This window comes from Thermoflavifilum thermophilum (genome assembly GCF_900116565.1).
Taxonomy (GTDB): domain Bacteria; phylum Bacteroidota; class Bacteroidia; order Chitinophagales; family Chitinophagaceae; genus Thermoflavifilum; species Thermoflavifilum thermophilum.
Window position 1 is genome coordinate 1225292 of sequence record NZ_FPCJ01000001.1, and the last position, 19186, is coordinate 1244477.

General features: G+C 49.0%; 15 protein-coding genes. 7 read left to right on the top strand and 8 right to left on the bottom strand.

What is annotated here, in order from left to right:
• Positions 1-51: 51 nt before the first annotated feature.
• The 7 genes from BM367_RS05270 to BM367_RS05305 all read right to left on the bottom strand — a co-directional run bounded on the left by BM367_RS05270 (position 52) and on the right by BM367_RS05305 (position 12546).
• Positions 52-1305, bottom strand: a complete 1254-nt coding sequence (locus tag BM367_RS05270; RefSeq protein WP_177224111.1) for a glycosyltransferase family 9 protein — start codon at positions 1303-1305, stop codon at positions 52-54.
• A 328-nt stretch (positions 1306-1633) separates the two neighbouring features.
• Entirely contained in the window at positions 1634-3520 is a 1887-nt protein-coding gene (gene asnB / locus BM367_RS05275; protein WP_092458668.1) for an asparagine synthase (glutamine-hydrolyzing), read from the bottom strand.
• Between the two features lie 499 nt (positions 3521-4019).
• Positions 4020-6401 (bottom strand): GumC family protein, encoded by a 2382-nt coding sequence (locus BM367_RS05280; RefSeq protein ID WP_092458670.1) that lies wholly within the window; start codon positions 6399-6401, stop codon positions 4020-4022.
• Positions 6402-6411: 10 nt separating this feature from the next.
• Complete coding sequence (locus BM367_RS05285; RefSeq protein WP_092458672.1) at positions 6412-7281, bottom strand: polysaccharide biosynthesis/export family protein; 870 nt, start codon at positions 7279-7281, stop codon at positions 6412-6414.
• 232 nt (positions 7282-7513) lie between these two features.
• Positions 7514-8017 carry a UpxY family transcription antiterminator gene (locus BM367_RS05290; RefSeq protein WP_092458674.1) on the bottom strand — a complete coding sequence of 168 codons (504 nt, stop codon included), beginning with the start codon at positions 8015-8017 and terminating at the stop codon, positions 7514-7516.
• 532 nt (positions 8018-8549) lie between these two features.
• Positions 8550-9722 (bottom strand): chromate efflux transporter, encoded by a 1173-nt coding sequence (gene chrA / locus BM367_RS05300; RefSeq protein WP_092458678.1) that lies wholly within the window; start codon positions 9720-9722, stop codon positions 8550-8552.
• A 232-nt stretch (positions 9723-9954) separates the two neighbouring features.
• Positions 9955-12546: a M1 family metallopeptidase gene (locus BM367_RS05305; protein ID WP_177224113.1), complete on the bottom strand. Its 2592-nt coding sequence runs from the start codon at positions 12544-12546 to the stop codon at positions 9955-9957.
• A 187-nt stretch (positions 12547-12733) separates the two neighbouring features.
• On the opposite strand from BM367_RS05305, the gene BM367_RS05310 reads away from it, so the two are divergent.
• Both BM367_RS05310 and BM367_RS05315 read left to right on the top strand, forming a co-directional pair.
• Positions 12734-13210, top strand: a complete 477-nt coding sequence (locus tag BM367_RS05310; RefSeq protein ID WP_092460922.1) for a heme-binding domain-containing protein — start codon at positions 12734-12736, stop codon at positions 13208-13210.
• A 52-nt stretch (positions 13211-13262) separates the two neighbouring features.
• The gene (locus tag BM367_RS05315; RefSeq protein ID WP_092458680.1) at positions 13263-13940 is read left to right on the top strand and encodes a type 1 glutamine amidotransferase; all 678 of its coding nucleotides are present in this window, start codon (positions 13263-13265) and stop codon (positions 13938-13940) included.
• Here BM367_RS05315 and BM367_RS05320 read toward each other — a convergent pair.
• Positions 13937-15076: a hypothetical protein gene (locus BM367_RS05320; RefSeq protein ID WP_092458682.1), complete on the bottom strand. Its 1140-nt coding sequence runs from the start codon at positions 15074-15076 to the stop codon at positions 13937-13939. The two genes, BM367_RS05315 and BM367_RS05320, sit on opposite strands and share 4 nt — an antisense overlap.
• A 103-nt stretch (positions 15077-15179) precedes the next feature.
• Here BM367_RS05320 and gcvT point away from each other — a divergent pair, with 103 nt between their 5' ends.
• The 5 genes from gcvT to arsB all read left to right on the top strand — a co-directional run bounded on the left by gcvT (position 15180) and on the right by arsB (position 19147).
• Entirely contained in the window at positions 15180-16277 is a 1098-nt protein-coding gene (gene gcvT / locus BM367_RS05325; protein ID WP_092458684.1) for a glycine cleavage system aminomethyltransferase GcvT, read from the top strand.
• Positions 16278-16333: 56 nt separating this feature from the next.
• Complete coding sequence (locus BM367_RS05330; RefSeq protein WP_092458687.1) at positions 16334-16663, top strand: ArsR/SmtB family transcription factor; 330 nt, start codon at positions 16334-16336, stop codon at positions 16661-16663.
• 68 nt (positions 16664-16731) lie between these two features.
• Positions 16732-17574, top strand: coding sequence for an arsenite methyltransferase (locus BM367_RS05335; RefSeq protein ID WP_092458689.1), 843 nt, complete (start codon positions 16732-16734; stop codon positions 17572-17574).
• 20 nt (positions 17575-17594) lie between these two features.
• A complete protein-coding gene (locus BM367_RS05340; protein WP_092460923.1) occupies positions 17595-18038 on the top strand; it encodes an arsenate reductase ArsC in 444 nt (147 codons plus the stop codon).
• Between the two features lie 5 nt (positions 18039-18043).
• Entirely contained in the window at positions 18044-19147 is a 1104-nt protein-coding gene (gene arsB, locus BM367_RS05345; protein WP_092458691.1) for an ACR3 family arsenite efflux transporter, read from the top strand.
• The last annotated feature ends 39 nt before the right edge of the window (positions 19148-19186 follow it).

Consider the following 19186-nt stretch of genomic DNA (forward strand, 5'->3'; position numbering starts at 1 on the left):
TTGTGCAACAAAAATATTTACAGGTTTTATAAATATTATTCAATTGGATTTTTACTTATCTAATTTCAACATCGATTTTATACTTTCCATTACTCTTCTCACACCAATCCTCTTCAAACACATATTTCCCTGCACTTCATCATGAAAACAATTTTTGCAAAACAGCCTGTCATTTCGTAGCACTATATTTTTCCCATCGGCTGGTGGATACCACTTGCCTGGATAATCACGACTGCTGAACAAAGCGATCACCGGCGTGCCCACAGCATAAGCCAAATGCATGGGACCGGTATCGTTTGATATCACAAGCCGGCAATACTTCATCATTTCAGCTGTTTCCAATGGCGTGAGTTTGCCACAAAAATTCCACACCCCCTGCCCTTGTATTTGCCCGGCAAGATCAGCATCTTCAGGACCACCAAACAGCAACACACAATCATGACTTGCTAAAAGTATGTCGGCCAGCTCCTGAAAATAGGCTAATGGCCAGCGATTCTGTGAGCGCTTGGCACCTACCACCATACCCACGTTTTTGCTCTTGTCATGCAACCTGTTTTCTCGCATCATCTGCTCAACCTTTTGCTTCACTTCCGGGGTAATACCCAATGGAAACACACAGCCAAAAGTTTGCAATCCGTTTCGTTCCAGGATTTCCAACAACCGATCCCGCTCATTTTTAAACCGAATGTATTTTGCCTGATAACAGGCTAAAAACCGGGTAGATGCAACCTGCCATCCAAACGCATGTCGTATGCCCAGGGCTCTGGCAATGAATATATCTCTGATTTGCCTGAACAACCCCGCATCATACTGCGGCAATTGTATGAATACATCATACTTCTTTAGTTTCAGCAGTTTGAATAACGCTATTTTGGGGATGTTGTAATAATTCAGGATTTCATTCACCAGGCTGCTGTCAATCAAAGCCCCCAGGGAAACAAGGTTTTCAGCTCCGGCATTGGTCAAAACATCAATCTGGGCATCGGGAAAATTTCGGCGAATCGCATACATAGCCGGCAAGGCGCAAATGCTATCACCCAGGGAACCAGTACGAAAAATCAGGATGCGTCGTATCGGATATTTGTTTTTTTTCACGGGCCGAAAAAACAACCGTTGGCATAACCACAATACTCCGTTTTGGATTCGGTAATGGGCTTTCAGCAGCCAGATTATCCACTTGATTTTTGGTTGTCGGCGAAAGGAAGAATTGCTGTGCATGGAGCTGGGAATAGCTGTCTGTATGGACTCTCCGCCGTTGTGCCGGCCTAAGGATGTTGGGTGTTGCACAGCTATGCGATGATTCATTTGAAAAATGTTTTTTGGCAGATTCCTCTCCGCCCACCGGCGGATCGGAATGACGGCAACCCTCCAACGTCCTAATCCTGAGCGCAGCGAAGGATCTAACCGAAACGAATGAGATTCCTGCCTGCCGGCCGGCAGGCCTCGCTGGTGCATCGGAATGACGGTGCCATTACTCAGGGGATCCTTCCCCCGGCTGAGCCGGGGTCAGGATTGGGACGGTAAAAAGGGCAGAATTCCGATGACGAATAAACATCCCTTTCCTCCCTCTCCTTCCCAAGGAGAGGGATACAGGGTGAGGATGCACCCAGACTGAGGTCCTTCAAGCCAGCCTTCATACCACAAACTGGCTTAATACAAACAAGGCCCAGGTCCTTGACCAGTGCGAATCTGGCAAACAAAGCCCTTCCAGCCGCAAGTCCAGCGTTTTCGACAACCGATGCAGGCCATCGGCAATCTGCCCGCAAAGCGGTTCCTGCCTGATCCAGTCGGCAAATGGAAAGGTAAAACCCTGCTTCGGCCGATGGATGATGGCCAGAGGCAAGCTACCTGTAGCCTCTACGAGCAAGCGTTTGGGATAACCGTGCCGATAGGCCGCATCGAGATAAGGCCACACAGCTGCATAGAGATGATGATCCACAAAAGGCACGCGTAGCTCCAAACCATGAGCCATGCTAAACACGTCAGCATCGCGCAACAATTGATTGCGCATGTAATACCTGCTCTCCAGGTATGAGACATATTGCAATGGCGTCAGCACCTGCTCTATTTTATCATCCTTTCTATCATGTCCCGGGCTGGCAGGGGTCTTGCGTGCCGGGGCATCCGTGAGATCAGCATAAGGATTTGCAGGCAGCGGGGAGGGCCAGCGCATTTCTTGCAGCTCAGCATCGGTAAACAATCCCCTCACCAGCCGATACGCTGCCCGGGGATCCTGCCGCTGTTGCACAAAAGCCTGCAACCGCCGCCGTCGATCAACCGATCTGGCCCGCCATGCAGCTATCTGCACGGCCAGGGGAAGCCAGCGACTCGCTTGCCAGCGTCGCAAGCGCGGCACCCAGCGAAACGACGGATATCCGCCAAAAAGCTCATCGCCTCCCAGGCCTGAAAGCACCACCTTGAGGCCGGCCTTACGGGCTGCCTGCGATACCATATACACATTCAGCCCGTCGATCGTTGGCTGATCCATAACCCCAAGCATATCCTCCCATTGACCCAGCAAATCCGGAAGCGTTACCACCACCTCTTCATGCCGGGTATGGAAATGCGAAGCCGCCAGCCGGGCATAATTTGATTCATCCAGCTCATGTCCGGGAAACACCACCGAAACAGTCCGGATATCGGGCACACCAATCTGGCGCAATAAAGAAACGATGGCCGTGGAGTCGATCCCTCCCGAGAGAAAAGCTCCCACTTCCACATCGGCTACCAGATGGACCTGCAGGCTGTCGATCAGGGCCTGTCGAACAGCTTCCCGTGCTTCGGGTGTATAGCCTTGGCTGCCCGCCCTCACCTGTGCAGTTGCAAGCAGATCGGTGAAACACCACCAACATGTGGGCTCATCCACCACCGGCTGGTCTTGTCGCCATTGTACCCGAACATAATGGCCGGGCGGCAGCGCCCACACATTTTCATAGAGCGTGAGCGGAACCGGTATCGAACCCGTTTGCAGGAAGGCAGCCGCCGCCTCCAGGGAAACCGGTAAGGGAAAACCCGCTTGCCGAAAGGCTTTCAGCTCAGAAGCAAAGAAAAATCGGGTCCCCTGCAACCCGTAGTACAGCGGCTTGATGCCCATCCGGTCGCGAACCAGCAAGAGCTCACGCTGCTCTTCATCCCAGATGGCAAAAGCAAACATGCCCCGCAAGCGGGGGAGGATATCCATGCCCATGCGGGCATATCCCCTGAGGATGACTTCGGTATCGGTAGCTGTATGAAAATGCTCGCCAGCATCCATGAGATTCTGCCGCAGCTCCCGGTAATTGTAGATCTCTCCATTGAAGGTGATGACCAGGGGCCGCATATCGTGGCACATGGGTTGATGGCCCGCCTGGCTGAGGTCGATTACCGACAAACGACGATGGGCAAGTCCCAGCGGGAGGTGGGGCGACAGATACATGCCTGCATCGTCGGGCCCACCCCGATGCATGGCATCACGCATGCGCAACAGCTTGCCCGCTACATCGGGCGATTCAGGATCATATAATCCGGCAATGCGACACATCGAGTTAATGAAATCATGATGATTTATCCATTGTCTCTATCCCGAGCCTTGCGGCTTACCCTTCTTCCTCGTCCTCATCCGGAGCTTGCTTATCCAGCGTCCCTATCCCAAGCCTGCCGAGGGATCTTCCAGGCTGCATGGGATTCCTGCCTGCCGGCAGGAACCTGCCGAATCGTATGCACGCTGCTCAGGAGATCCCTCACTTCGTTCGGGATTGGGACGAGAAAAAGCGGATTGGGACGGGAAAAGGAGTTCTGCATGACGATGACGAAGGATGCCTCGCATTCACTTGGAATGATGTTATCCATCCTTCGTCCTCATCCTGATTCGCCCCCCTTCGTCCCTATCCTGAGCGCAGCGAAGGATCTAACCGAAACGAATGGGATTCCTGCCTGCCGGCAGGCAGGCCTCGCTGATGCTCGGAATGACGAAGAGGGGAGTCGGCACGACGGTCTTCCACCATCGGGAATCACCAACAGCCTTCCATCATAGCCTAACTTCAGAATGACAGCCAGCTTCGGATACCTTTCCGGTGAGAGGTTGTGGTATAATAACCATATCCGTTATAGCCGTAGTAGCTGTTTCCATACCCGTAATAACCCTGATAGCCACCCCATTTTACATCGTTGACCACCAGGAAGGGACGCACAAAGCGCTTGCGCAGGCAAAGCTCATTCAACATTTCCACCTGCTGGCGCAGGGTGTAACGCTGGCGCACCACCAGCAAGGTAAGATCTGCATATTCTCCCAGGATGAGCGCATCGCTGACCAGCCCAACCGGCGGAGTATCCATCACCACCAAATCGAAAGAGGCCCGCAGTTCTTTTACGAGATCGGGCATGGCAGGCGATAGAATCAGCTCTGCGGGGTTCGATGGGAGGGTTCCCGCCGATATTACCCACAGGTTATTGACCTGGGGCAGCGGCTGCACAGCATCCCGCAAGCTCAGCTCCCCTTTGAGCACATCGGCAATGCCTTTGCGGGGGGCCATTTGCAAATGCTCGATGAGCTTGGGTTTGCGCAGGTCAAACTCCATGATCAAAACCCGCTGGCCCCTCAGTGCAAACGAAGCCGCCAGGTTGATACTGAGAAACGACTTACCCTCGCCCGACATGGCCGAACTGATCATCAACAGGGGAGCATGCGGCACGGTGGAAAGCTCGCGGATCAGGTTGGCCCGCAGGATACGAAACTGTTCGGCTATCACATGACGGCTGTCGGGCAATACCACCAGCGCCTGTGGCTCCCGGCTGTGGCCTATTTCACCGATTATACTTAACTCACTCAATCGCCTGATATCCGCATGGGTCACAATTTTATCATTGAGCAGATCCTTGAGATAGATGATGCCCATCGGCAGTGCCAGTGCTGCCAGTAAGGCCAGAATAGCCACATTGCGTTTGCGGGGCGAGATGGGAAACCTGCCTGCATTGGCCTCAGAAAATACTTTACCGTCGGGGGCAATTGACGCCAGCTGAATGCCAATTTCCTCCCGCTTCTGCAACAAATAGGTGTACAGGGCGTTTTTGATGAGCTGCTCCTGCTGGATATTGTTCAGCTGATCTTCTTTTTCGGGAAGCTGCAGAGCCGTATTCTGAATAGCTTTCCACTGGTTCATGAGCTGGCTGCGCGTGAGCTCATAAGAATGGCGAAGCGTCTGCAGATCCTGCAACATGGCGGTTTGCAGCTGGTCGAGACTCGATTCCAGCTTGCGGATCACGGGGTTATCGGGCGTGGTTTGTTGCAGCTCGCTTTGGCGGCGCAGGGCCAGTTCGTTATACTGGGCAATGAGGGCTGTGAGGGTCATGTCTTCAATACCTAGGTTGGTGGGCGTAAGGGTATAGCTATGCAAATGGCTGCGAATATCGTTTTCGAGCAGCTGAAGCAATTGCAATTGCAAATCCACTTTCTGCAGTTGATCCTGCAGCGTACCTAAACTGGAGAGATACTGGGTGGATTGTTGGGAAAGATCCAGCAATTGGTTTTGCTTGCGAAACTGCTGCAGATTGCTTTCAATATCACCCAGCCCCCGCTCCAACAACTCTATACGCTGATTCACGAATTCGTAGGTATGCTGCGCAATCTGGCTTTTTTCTTCTATGCTGTAGCGAATATATTCGTCCATGATGGTGTTTAATATTCTCACTCCTGCTGCCGGGTAAGGCGTTTGATAGGTAAAATCAAGGACACTGGAACTCGTATTTTTTTGCAGGATATTCAAGTCACGGGCAAGGTCGCGGGCAGCTTCGCGTACCGGTATCCAGCTGTAGCTGTAGCGAGCGCCTGAAGCCACCGGCACCGGTATTCGGCTGATGCGAAAAATGGACCCTTTCACAAAAATTAAACTGGCAAACGGATAGGGCCGATTATCCTGGTTGATAAGAAAATGGGAAGAATCCGGAAAACGAATCTCAAATCGATAGCTGCGCTGGCTGTCGGCAATATGCACAACCTGAATACGAAACGGCAGACTATCGAACAGCCGGGATTCCCGAAAACGGCCATCTATCGTGTACACTTCGTTCAGATCCAAACGATTCACCACCCGATTCAGAAAATACTCCGATTTCATCAGGGCGATCTCATCATCCAGGTTGATGTTTTCACCCGGAAACATCAGGTTGCTAAAGGGAGTTTGCGGGTTGTTGCCGGTGGCGTCGCTGAGCATGGTGTTGGGCTGGTTTTTCACAATCATGGTGGAACGAATTTCATATACCGGTGCCTGATAACGAAGGTATAGCCAGGCCAGCACGATGCTGATTGCTACAGATATGGCAAAAAGCGGCCAGTGTGAGAGATACTTAAATAATGTTTCTTTGAAATGAGGCCCCTGATCGCGATATGTAAGCTGCACAAGAGATTGTCCGTTTTCTGCTGCCATGGCTGAGAGGTTAAAATTTCACATGCTGAAGGATGATCACCAGAATGTTGATAGCCGTCAATCCGATCTGAACAAGCTGAAAACGCCGTGCAGTGAGCTGATCCTGGCTGGCCAGCTCACGCCCGGTGGGCGGCACATAAATTACATCGTTTTGTTTCAAATAATAATACGGCTGATTGAAGATATCGCCCCGGGTAAGATCTACCTGATAAAAGCGGCGCTGGCCATTTTCTTCCCGAATCAAAAGAACATGCTGAACATCGGCACCGGGAATCAATCCTCCGGCCAGGCCCATACCGTCTAAAAGGGTCATGCGTTCTGAAGGCAACACAAAAGATCCAGGCGTGCGTACATCACCCACAAAGGTAACCCGATAATTGAGGAAGCGAATATTGACGATGGGTTCTTCCTTTAAGTATTGCTTGGCGCGTTGTTGGATTTCTTTTTCCAACTCCGATTTGGTTTTTCCGGCCGCGTCGAATGTTCCCAGCCAGGGCAATTGCAGGGTACCTGTTTGCAGGCTCACCTGATAACTGCCCATGGCGGGCGAGACCGTGGCATTGGCCTGGCTGGCCGTGAGCTGCTGCAGTGTGTTCATGGGATTTATCATCGGCTGGCCGGTAGAAAACGGCTCGCCGTAGGTGGCATTGAACAGGGCATTGGTGGCAGAGCTGGTGGAAATAATTTGAATCTGCAACAGATCGCCCGGTTGAATGACCGGCTCCTGAAGCACATAACGGCTCACGGCTGCCGTATCGATGCCCTTGTTCAAATACACGGTTTGCTCCATGAGCTTGCGCTGGCTAATGCAACCTATAGCTAGCCAGCTCCAGAGTAACATAATCCATCCCATCCGGATCCTGAAGTTCTGTATCCACATATGCTATGGTATATGCGATAAATGAATAAAGCTAAGCGATCCTTTAACTTTTCCTTTCATCTGTTATGCCGATGTGCCGCTGAGCGGAAGGGAATCCTATGCACCGTCGTCATTCCGAGCACCAGCGAGGCCTGCCTGCCGGCAGGCAGGAATCCCATGCAGCCCTAGGAGATCCTTCGCTGCGCTCGGGATGGGGACGTTGATTGGATACCGTCATTCAGAGTCCGGATCTTTATTTTTCATCTACCGGCTCCAGGCTGCTTTGATTGAACTCGGCTACCAGTGCATAGCCAATGCTGTCGAGCACCACATATACTTTTCGTCCCTGGACTTTTTCCACCACCCCTTCCTGGTCCATCATCACCCCATCGATGATCCTCACTTTCTGTCCGGGCTGGAGCGGATAGGCTCTGACTTCTGTATAATCGCGCAAGAAACGTTTAATGGTGAGGATTTCTTCATCGCGAACCACGGCTGGCTTGCCATTCCAGTACACGAAATTGATAACTCCCGGCACCATGCGCACCGCCGTCTGTTCCTGCAGCAAACAAATCCGCACAAATACATAGGAACGAAACAACGGTTCTTCGACAATTTTCATCCGATCGCTCCACTGGCGCCGGGTCTTTTGCAGGGGGCAATAATGTTCGATTTGCCGAAGTTGAAACTGGGCCACAATTTTCTTTTCCCAGCGCGGGCGGGTGTACACGGCATACCAGTGCTTAGATGTATGCATACGTGGAAGGGTGTTAAACAAAGATATGATTTGTCTGTCTGGTAAGCCAGCTGAAACCACGAAAGCTGCATCCAGGCAGGGCTTCGCCACCTCACCCCCACGAGTGATTTTGAAACAACAATTCCTCGCTACATCATGGCCTGCAGCCGGCCGTTTTTCAATAGGATGGAAGATTCAACAGCGTTCTTTCACATTGTGAATGAACGCATGACATTCAAGTATGCAAATCAGATGACTATAAACCGGAAAACGAACGCCTACTACCCTTCCAGTGGTCGCGTATTTGCCAGAAAAGCCATGGATATTTCAGCCTGTTCTCCCTTTGTTGCATGCTGTATAGATATTTTTGCTATTTTCTAATATGAAAACTAAATTTAAAAAATGCATACTGAGATGCATTTGAAAATTGTGTAAAAAATACAACTCATTTAGCCAACAGCATAAAATTTACAGTGAAGGAGTATCGTAGCATATCCTGCTGCAGTGGACAAAATTCAGATATGAAAATGCAATGTATGTGCGCAGTTGAGTATCAAGGCAAGAACCAACCCAGCAGCAGGCAACCCACCACAATGATGGGAGCCGGAATGCGGGTAAACTGCAGCAAACAGAAGGTAGCTATCACAACTACTACATTCATCCATTCAATGCCCAGTGAGCTGAGTAAAATCATCGTAGCCGCCCACATGATGCCCACCACGGCGGCGTTGATGCCTTCCAGCGCACGGAAAATGTACACATGACGCTTCAGATTTTCCCAGATGGGAAAGAAAAAAAGCAATAGCAGCAAACTGGGTAGGAAAATGGCCACAGATCCAATGATACAGCCCAGCAGCTGATATCCCTTACCCATATCGCGCATAACCATGCCTCCCACAAACGAGGCAACAGAAAACGTAGGCCCGGGAATGGCCTGCACCATACCGGCACCCGTCAGAAACTCCTGCGGAGTCATCAGCGGTACACGGTTTTTGCGCACCACATATTGATCGAGCATGGCTGCAATCAACACCTGTCCGCCACCAAACACCAGGCTGCCAAACCGGTAAAAATTTTCAAACAACCGGAACGGACGGGCTTTCGTTACCTCGCTCAGCACACCTGCTACCACAAAAATCAGGGCAAATAACCACAGGTTGGCCCACTGAATCTTGCGCCGCTTGCCGGGAATGTCGGGAATGCGTTTATTGCTGAAATTAGATACCACTCCACCGGCTATAATGACCGACGGAAATACCCAGGGCGAGCGAAACAATACCGTAAGCAACAAGGCACCCACCATGATGCCGGCCGTGGCATAGTTTTTCACGCTGATCTTAAACGCCTTAAAACCCGCATAACCCAGAAAGCCTACGGCCATGGGCTGTACAAAACGAAACACTTTCAAATCCTCATGAAAATACGCGACCACAAACGAAAGCAAACCCATCAGCACGCAAGCCGGTGTGATCCAGATGAGCAAGGTGAGAATGGCCAGGGGCAAGCCACCGCGTTTATAACCAATCAATGTAATAGTCTGCGTGGAAGAAGCTCCTGGCAGCAACTGGCAAAAGGCCGTATATTCCATGAGCTCTTCGAGGGTCACGTCACGGCGCTTTTCCACAAAGGTTTTGATCATCATGGCCAGATGACCCTGGGGCCCGCCAAATGCCGTGATGCTGTAGAAAAATACAGCCTTTAAAAAAGGTATGTGCCGGAGTAACAAGGTGAATCGCGGTTTGAACCAGGTTTTGCAGCAAAATAAAAAACCTATCTGAAAAATACAGCGTTTCTATTGATGAATCCCGGCATTTGCAGATTTATTCAAAATATGCTGCTTGGGTAAATCGCATCCCAAAAACGCAAACAGAATACCCCAACATGAAAAACAGCCAAAGTCCTTAAAGCAAAGACCTTGGCTGTTTCCGGAATAATTCGATCCCAAACTTTTTCAGCGTCTATTTGAAATCAGCATCGGTGAGGCCGCTGTTCACCTTGATTTCCTTGACCTGCATTTTGATATCCTGACCCATGCTGTTGCTCACAATGGTAAAAGGAAACAGGATGCCATTCACCGGACGGTAATCGGTAGTGATTTGTTCGGTACTCACACTGCCCATAGGCCCCTGGGTTGTGGTCACGGATTTCAGCAACAATCCGGAATTGGCCGAATAATAGTTTTTAATTTCCTGTCCATCGGGTGTGTGAATGGTAACCACATACACCCACGTGGAATCCAGATATTCCATCTGCGGGGCAAGTGTCTTCTGGTAATCATTTTTCAGATAGGATAAAACCGGAAACATCACTGCCTCCCGCTGAAATATTTTTTTGCGATCAGGACTCAGCGACATTTCATTGCCCATTTGCTGCACGCGCACGCTATCACCTTTCACCACAATGTGGACAGCTGGCTGCTGCAGGGATGGAGCCGTGACCTCCATCAGGTAATCATGGGGCTTTTTATACCGGTTGATGAAGGTTACATCTTCATCACCAAATGAGGCTACGGAAGTGATAGACAGGTCTTGTACGGCATTGAGTTTATCAGCTCCGCCCAATGCTTGAATATATTTTTGAATAATGTCTGTGGCGCTCACGCCGGGTGGCACGGGTTTTTCTTCTTTCATGCGCCAGACGTTGTTATCGGGGTTAATATCCGGGAAATCGTGTTCCGGGTCAATGACGATGCTCGCAATACGCCGGTTGCAATCATATTTGAAAGTCCACTCTCCCCCTCTTTGCCAAATTTCAGCCGGAAGCTGCACCGTATCTGTGCTGCCATCTGTCAATTGAATAGCCATTACCACAGGCAGTGCCATTTTCTGCAGGTTTGCGAGGGTGATCAGCGCGCCCTTGGTGGTATCATCATCCACATATTTCACGCCTTCTACGGCCTGATCTAATTTCCACGTGGTGAAAAACCATTCACGGAAAAACCAGGAAAGATCCTCTCCGCCTGCATTCTCCATGGTATGGAAGAAATCCCAGGGCGTAGGATGTTTAAATGCCCAGCGCCGGATATAGGTGCGGAAACCATAGTCAAAACGATCGGGTCCGAGAATATATTTCCGGAGGATATGCAGGCCCATGGCAGGTTTGGAATAGGCTGCCACGCCCAGATAATTGGCCTGAATCACATCGGGAATAGTCATGATAGGTTCTGCATTTTCCCCGAACATATACTGAGCTTCCCTTTCTGCATCGGTTTTCCGGTAAAACTCGCCGTGGTTAAAGACTTTAGTATCTACGTCGTTAATGAACGTATTAAAACCTTCATCCATCCAGGGATATTTGCGTTCGTTGGAACCCACAATCATGGGAAACCAGTTGTGCCCAAATTCATGATTGGTCACACCCCATAACCCTCGGCCACGTGACCTGTATGAGCAAAACACGATGCCCGGGTATTCCATGCCATTCACGATACCGGCTACATTGGTTGCCACGGGATATGTGTAAGGATACCACTCCTGCGAATACAGTTCGATACAGCCTTTGACAAATTCCGTAGAGCGGCTCCAGGCATCGTGGCCGGCACTTTCCACGGGGTACACGGATTGAGCCAGTGCATGTTTACCATTTGGCAAATTGATTCTTGCTGCATCCCACATGAAGGCTTTCGATGCAGCCCACGATACATCGCGGGCATTGAACATTTTGAAATGCCAGGTGAGATTGCCTTTCATGGGGCGGAAATTCGGATTGATAACATCTGTAGAATCATGAATCATCACCGTTTCATCGCTGTTGCGGGCCTTGTTCAAGCGGGCAATTTCGGTTGGTGTGAGCACCTGAGTGGGGTTTTGCAACTCACCCGATCCTACCACGATCATATTGGCCGGTGCAGTGATGTAATAATCAAAATCGCCATATTCTAAATAAAATTCACCAGCACCTAAATAAGGAATGGTATTCCATCCCAATACATCATCATATACTTCCATTCGCGGGTACCATTGTGCTATCTCGTATATCCAACCGTTTTTGGTAAGCAGCCGACCCATGCGATCGGTTCCATACTGAGGTACCTCAAATGCATATCGGATATGGATCTGCAAACTGCCCCCCTGCGCTTTGAGAGGTGTATGAAGACGAATCTGCATCCGGGTATCGTTTACCAAATAATCGGCCTTCTCGGTTTTACCATCCTGGATAATTTCTACGCTTTTGATTTCATATCCCTGCGTAAAAGACTTATTTGCAAAGCGGCCGCCGGTAACCGGGCTGGTGGCTTCACCCCGAGAATCTTTCCGGTAAATATTCTGGTCTAACTGCAGCCACAAAAAAGGCAATGCATCCGGGCTGTTGTTGCGATAAGTGATTACTACATCGCCGGTTATGGTGTGGTTGGTGGTATCGAGTGTGGCATGAATCACATAATCGGCCCGGTTTTGCCAGTATTTAGGTCCTGGAGCTCCGGTGGCGCTACGGAACTCATTCCCATTGTAGGTATAAAATACCGGATTCCATACTTCATGCTGGTCGTAGATGGATTCCGTGCCCATCTGCTGAGCTCCGGCCGGAAGAAAAAAACCAGCAACCGCCATCAAAAAAAAGTACAGAACTTTACATTTTCGCAGTGTCATATAGCAGGATATTTTGTGTGAATAATAAAAACACGCAAGGCTCAAAAGTAGGAAATATTTTCCCTATCAGTATCAGATGTATCTTAATGATTTGATAACGGATCTGCTTATAAAAAGAATTGATTATTTTCGAGATCATACGTTTCCAATGAAAAAAGTTAAAAGCATTTTGTGGATTCTGCTGGCAATATTCCTGCTAATTCAATTTTTCAGGCCGGCCAGAAATCAGGCAGCACAGTCTTCTTCCAATGATATTGCTGAAAAATATCAAGTTCCTATGAACATTTTAATGGATTTGAACACGGCTTGCTATGATTGTCATTCTAACTATACCCATTATCCCTGGTATTTTCATATTCAACCCGTGGGTTGGTGGATGAACGGCCATATTCAGGAAGGCAAGCACCACTTGAATTTTTCTGAATTTGCCAAGTATTCACCCGATGTGGCTCGGAAGAAATTTCATGATATGTATGAAGTGATGCGCGACCATACCATGCCCATTCCTTCTTACCTGTGGATGCATAAAGAAGCCCGCCTCACAGATGAACAATACAAACAAGTAGCCGAGTGGGCGCTGCAAATGAGCCGGAATCCTCAATTGATAACTGATAGCACAAATTAATAGACGCTTGAGAATCTCTTGCATTCAACATGTGCCGTTTGAAAAGCCAGGCATGATTGAAACATGGGCCTTGACTCATCGTCATGCATTTAGCATTGTCCATCCTTATGCCGGACAATCATTCCCTGACCTATCGGAAACCGATATGCTGGTAATTATGGGCGGGCCCATGGGCGTGTATGAAGAAAACCAATATCCCTGGATGAAGGCCGAAAAATATGGGATAGAGAAAGCTATTCAGGCCGGTAAAAAAGTATTGGGTGTTTGCCTGGGTGCCCAGCTGATAGCCAACGTGCTGGGAGCAAGAGTGTATCCGCATGAGGAAAAAGAAATTGGATGGTTTCCGGTGTATCCCGAAAACACAAATCCGGCAGAAAATCCGTATGCAGCATTGTTTATGCCCCGCTTAACGGTATTCCATTGGCATGGAGACACATTTGATCTGCCTTCGGGAGCGATTAACCTCGCCAGTTCTTCAGCCTGTCGTCACCAAATGTTTACCTGGTCGAACCATGTAATGGGTTTGCAGTTTCATCTGGAAGTAGGAAAAGAAAATGTCGAGCAAATGCTCAGGGCCGGCCATGCAGAAGTGAATGAAGCACTTGCCAGGCAGCCCAAAGCCTCTTTTGTTCAACAGCCTGAATACATACTTGCTCAGACATCCCTGCATGCAGCAGCATGCCATCAATGCCTGCAAAGCCTGCTGGATATTTTTACAAAAGACGTTTAATGTTCGATGGATCGTTTTGCTTCAGCCATCTGCCTGATAAATTGGTAAACCTGCTGATGCATGGATAATTCCTCTTTGCTCAATGAAGCTGAAACCACCGGAATTTGCAGATGTGCGATAGGAATCTGTGCCGGCATTTGCTGAAATAGTGCTTCACAAGACTGCCGACTAATATTCCATTTGTTGCTGAACGCGGACTGCAACAAAGACTGCCAGTATGCTTCCTGGCTGCAGATATATACATGAGGATGCGATATGGTAGCATCTGTACTGATTTCCAATATCGGCGGCACAGCAGATTCGTTTTTGGATAACAAACATTCTGCTAATGTTTTTGAAAAGACAGGCGGGAAATGGTCCGGAATGCCTATCACACAAAGGCTGACAGGTGTTTGGGTTGTCCGATTTAAAAAAGCATAACTCAACATTCCCAGCCAGCAGGCCTGCAAATCGCCCTTCCTGCAGATGATGTACAGCACAGGTGATGAACTTTGTTTGCAGACTGCTGTCAATGAAGTCGTAAGCAGGCTATCCTTCATGCGGATATGCGCAGTTGACCGCACACTCTGCCCATCTTGCAGCATCACGTACTGCAGATAAATCACCGGAATGGAAAGCCTGGGAAATCGTGTGCTGTCGCAGATTTGCATCCATTTCTCCGGCAACTTGCCATACGCTATCCAGGCCTGCGCCCCGTTTTGTTCTGCCTGTCTGGCCGAAACATACATGACCTGCAAAGTATCGGTCAGGCTATCGGATGTGTAGAGGGCTTGCAAATTTACCAGCCAGGGCTTGTTTAATTCCTGAATACCAGCCAATACACTCGCATCCCAATCGCCTTCTCCACTGCAGGGAAGCGGAAAAAAATCTGTTCCCAGATTCAAATCTTTTCCGTTCAACTGCATGTTTGTTTCCGCTTTTGCAGTTCTTCCCACTTTCACCGCCCATTCATAGGTATGCAAACTATCCGCAAAACCATATTGCTGCAAACATGAAAACACTGCATTGCTATCCCGGCATGAAGCCGCTTGCTGCCAGGCTTTTTCCCAGGCATTGCGCCATTTTCGTTGTGCTGTGCCAGCGGAAAAAATAAGCAAACCCCAAACCACGCAAAGGATGAGTAAACCTGATTTCATAAGCCGCAAATTGCGTGAATTTCTCCATCAATGATCAGACCAATTCATGTGGAAAAAGAAAGAATTATTTTTGCCCGATCAGTTGCTTTTCCATTAGCTGCTTATGATAAAAGTCACTCCTTTTCATGCCTTTCATCGTGCCGCTGGTGCACACATGGCCGCTTTTGCCGGATATGAAATGCCCATTTATTACACCAGCATCCAGGAAGAACATCTGGCCGTGAGGCAACGGGCCGGCCTGTTTGACGTGAGCCATATGGGCGAATTCATCATTCGTGGCCCCCAGGCATTGGATCTGGTGCAGCTCGTAACCACCAACGATGCAGCGAAACTGAGCGACGGACAGGCGCAATACAGCTGCATGACCCATGAACGGGGTGGCGTGCTCGACGATTTGATTGTGTATTGCATTGAAAAACAAAAAGTCTATATGCTGGTGGTCAATGCAGCCAATATTGCTGCAGACCGGGAATGGATTATCCAGCATAACGCCTTCGATGCAGAAGTGGTGGATATTTCCGAAAAAACCTGTTTACTGGCCCTGCAGGGTCCTGCTGCCTTGAATATTTTACAACCCTTCACCGACGTGGATTTGATCAAATTACCCTACTACCGGTTTGTAAAAACCAGCCTGCTGGGCTTCAAGCCCGTGCTGATCAGCGCCACCGGCTATACCGGAGCCGGCGGGGTGGAATTGTATTTTGAAAACAAAGATCAAGCTGCCGAAACCATCTGGCAAGCCTTAACTGAAGCCGGAAAGCCATACGACATGAAACTGGCTGGCCTGGGCGCCCGCGATACCCTGCGCCTCGAAATGGGCTATTGCCTGTACGGTCATGAGCTGAATCCGGATATCACCCCACTGGAAGCAGGCTTGGGCTGGATCGTGAAATGGAATAAAGACTTCATTGGTAAACCCGCCCTGCTTCAGCAAAAAGAACAAGGCATCGCCCGCAAGCTGGTAGGGTTTCGCCTGATCGAAAAAGGCATTCCCCGTCAAGACTATTCCATCCTCGACATGGAAGGCCGCCCCATTGGACATGTTACTTCCGGAAGTTTTTCGCCTTCGCTGAACCAACCTATTGGCCTGGGTTATGTGGAAACAGCCTATGCACAGCCCGATACGCCCATCCAGATTCGGATTCGCAACCAGAACGTGAAAGCAGTGGTTACATCCCTGCCTTTTTTAAAAAAATCCTGAAAAAAATTTTGCCTGGAAAATGATTCATCGTAATATTGCGATAAAGCAATAAAACGATGGGGGCAATCAAATCCGATTTATTTACGCGAAAACAAAACGAGCTGGCTGCCATGGCCCGTGTGCTGGCACATCCAGCCCGTATTGCCATATTGCAGTACCTGTTAAAAAAGAATGCCTGTATCTGCGGCGACCTGGTCGATGAATTAGGATTGGCTCAGGCTACTATTTCGCAACACCTGAAAGAGCTTCGGCTGGCAGGCCTCATCCAGGGAACCATCGAAGGGCCCAGCGTATGCTATTGCCTCAATCCGAAAACCTGGAAAAAATACCGCGAAAGCTTCATGCAACTGTTCCAGGAATTAGACGAAACCAGCTGTGAGTGCTAAAAAAATTTTCTTCTATCTAATCGTTATATCGCAATATTTCAATGTAAAAAATAAAAAACAGAATATCTATGGAAGCAAAAGAAAAAGATCTTAAATCAATCGTGCGTGAAAAATACAGCCAGATTGCGCGGCAGGACAAACAGGAAAACGAAGCATCCTGTTGCGGATCCTGTGGTTGTTCAAATGAAGTTACGCGTATCATGAGCGACGATTACAGCACCCTGGATGGCTATCAGCCCGAAGCCGATCTGGGCTTGGGATGCGGATTGCCTACCCGCTTTGCCCGGATTCAACCCGGTGATGTGGTTGTTGATCTGGGTAGTGGAGCCGGCAATGATTGTTTTGTGGCGCGTCACCAAACCGGTGAAACAGGAAAAGTAATCGGCCTTGACTTCACACCCGAAATGATTGAAAAAGCCCGGGCCAATGCGCAAAAACTGGGCTTTCAGAATGTGCAATTCATCCTGGGCGACATCGAACAAATGCCCCTGGAAGATGCAACGGCCGATGTGGTGATCAGCAACTGCGTGCTTAACCTCGTACCCAACAAGCAACAGGTATTTCGCGAAATCTATCGGGTGTTGAAGCCTGGCGGGCATTTTTCAATATCAGACGTTGTTCTCGAAGGAACTTTGCGGGAAGCCATTCGCCGATCAGCCGAAATGTATGCCGGATGCGTATCGGGGGCTATGCAAAAAGAAGCTTATCTGCAATTGATGCGGGAACAGGGATTTGAGCAGATCACCATCCAGCAGCAAAAACCTATTCATATTCCCGACGATATCTTGCTTCGCGAAGCAGGGGAAAGTGGACTTCAGGCTTATCAGGAGTCCGGGGCAGGCATTTGGAGCATCACCGTGTATGCCGAAAAACCTGTGAAACAGACTTGCGGTTGTGGGGGCTGTGCATGAATTTTTTCAAAATGGAAGCCATGAATGAAAAAGTAAAAATTCTGGTCTTATGCACGGGCAACAGCTGCAGAAGCCAGATGGCACAGGGTTATCTGCAGCATTTTGCTGGTCAAAGAGCCGAAGTATACAGCGCGGGCATAGAAGTGCATGGATTAAATCCAAAGGCAGTACAGGTGATGCAGGAAGACGGCATCGATATTTCCCATCATACATCCAATCATGTGGATGAATATCGGGATAAGGTGTTTGATTATGTGATCACCGTATGCGATCATGCACGTGAACATTGTCCCTATTTCCCTGCACGGGTTAAAATTATCCATCACAGTTTTCCTGATCCCGCACGGGCGCAAGGCAATGAAGAAGCTGTGATGCAGCAGTTCCGCAAGGTGCGCGATCAGATCAAATCGTTTTGCCTGGATTTTGTGAAACAGTATGGGCTTTCATCAGCAGAAAAATCCTAATCCTTATGCAAAAAACCACTTATTTCCAACCCGGACAAGCACGACGGCTGAATTTCCTGAACCGCTATCTAACCCTGTGGATTTTTGCAGCCATGGCAACAGGTGTTTTGATGGGGCGTTTATTTCCGGGTATGGCTCATACCCTCGAATCCTATTCTTCCGGCACCACCAATCTGCCCTTAGCCATAGGCTTAATTTTGATGATGTATCCTCCACTGGCCAAGGTGCGTTATCGGGAATTACCCTATATCTTCCGGGATTTACGCATATTGTCCATTTCGCTGCTGTTCAATTGGGTGATAGGACCTTTGTTGATGTTTGGTCTGGCAATCTTGTTTTTACGGAATCATCCTGATTACATGATCGGTATCATTTTAATTGGACTGGCTCGTTGCATAGCTATGGTAATTGTTTGGAATGATCTGGCCGGTGGGCATCGGGAATATGCAGCCGGACTGGTGGCATTGAATAGTTTGTTTCAGGTGTTCTTTTATGGCTTTTATGCCTGGATTTTTATTACCTATCTTCCGCAATGGCTGGGTCTTCAGCATGCCATAGTCCAGGTATCAATGAAAGAAATCGCGCACAGTGTACTGATTTATCTGGGCATTCCATTTGCTGCCGGAGGGCTTACCCAGTGGCTGCTTACACGATGGAAGGGCCGAGAATGGTACGCACATCATTTTTTACCTGTGATTTCACCTATTTCATTGGTGGCTTTGTTATTTACCATTGTGATTATGTTTAGCCTGAAAGGAGATATGATCCTGAGTATTCCGCTCGATGTGGTGCGTGTAGCCGTTCCACTGGTCTTTTATTTTGTGATCATGTTTTTCCTGAGTTTTGCGATTGGCCAATGGTTGGGTGCTGATTATGCAAAAAATACGGCCATATCATTTACCGCAACCGGAAATAATTTTGAACTCGCCATTGCTGTATCTGTGGCCGTTTTCGGACTTCATTCCGGAGAAGCCTTTGCGGGTGTGATCGGTCCACTGATTGAAGTTCCGGTATTAATACTACTGGTACAAGTGGCAAGAGTACTGGAAAGCAAATGGTATGCTCAACCCCAACAGGAGATGATCGAAGCACAAGTAGAACAAGAATAATGGCGCATTCTTTACCTTTGCGACTTGCGCAAAATGAAT

Excerpts from the sequence above, each read along its gene's own strand:
- BM367_RS05270 (WP_177224111.1), bottom strand. The coding sequence starts at position 1,305 with ATGAATCATCGCATAGCTGTGCAACACCCAACATCCTTAGGCCGGCAC.
- asnB (WP_092458668.1), bottom strand. The coding sequence starts at position 3,520 with ATGTGTCGCATTGCCGGATTATATGATCCTGAATCGCCCGATGTAGCG.
- BM367_RS05280 (WP_092458670.1), bottom strand. The coding sequence starts at position 6,401 with ATGGCAGCAGAAAACGGACAATCTCTTGTGCAGCTTACATATCGCGAT.
- BM367_RS05285 (WP_092458672.1), bottom strand. The coding sequence starts at position 7,281 with ATGTGGATACAGAACTTCAGGATCCGGATGGGATGGATTATGTTACTC.
- BM367_RS05290 (WP_092458674.1), bottom strand. The coding sequence starts at position 8,017 with ATGCATACATCTAAGCACTGGTATGCCGTGTACACCCGCCCGCGCTGG.
- BM367_RS05305 (WP_177224113.1), bottom strand. The coding sequence starts at position 12,546 with ATGGCGGTTGCTGGTTTTTTTCTTCCGGCCGGAGCTCAGCAGATGGGC.
- BM367_RS05310 (WP_092460922.1), top strand. The coding sequence starts at position 12,734 with ATGAAAAAAGTTAAAAGCATTTTGTGGATTCTGCTGGCAATATTCCTG.
- BM367_RS05315 (WP_092458680.1), top strand. The coding sequence starts at position 13,263 with ATGATTGAAACATGGGCCTTGACTCATCGTCATGCATTTAGCATTGTC.
- BM367_RS05320 (WP_092458682.1), bottom strand. The coding sequence starts at position 15,076 with ATGAAATCAGGTTTACTCATCCTTTGCGTGGTTTGGGGTTTGCTTATT.
- gcvT (WP_092458684.1), top strand. The coding sequence starts at position 15,180 with ATGATAAAAGTCACTCCTTTTCATGCCTTTCATCGTGCCGCTGGTGCA.
- BM367_RS05330 (WP_092458687.1), top strand. The coding sequence starts at position 16,334 with ATGGGGGCAATCAAATCCGATTTATTTACGCGAAAACAAAACGAGCTG.
- BM367_RS05335 (WP_092458689.1), top strand. The coding sequence starts at position 16,732 with ATGGAAGCAAAAGAAAAAGATCTTAAATCAATCGTGCGTGAAAAATAC.
- BM367_RS05340 (WP_092460923.1), top strand. The coding sequence starts at position 17,595 with ATGAATGAAAAAGTAAAAATTCTGGTCTTATGCACGGGCAACAGCTGC.
- arsB (WP_092458691.1), top strand. The coding sequence starts at position 18,044 with ATGCAAAAAACCACTTATTTCCAACCCGGACAAGCACGACGGCTGAAT.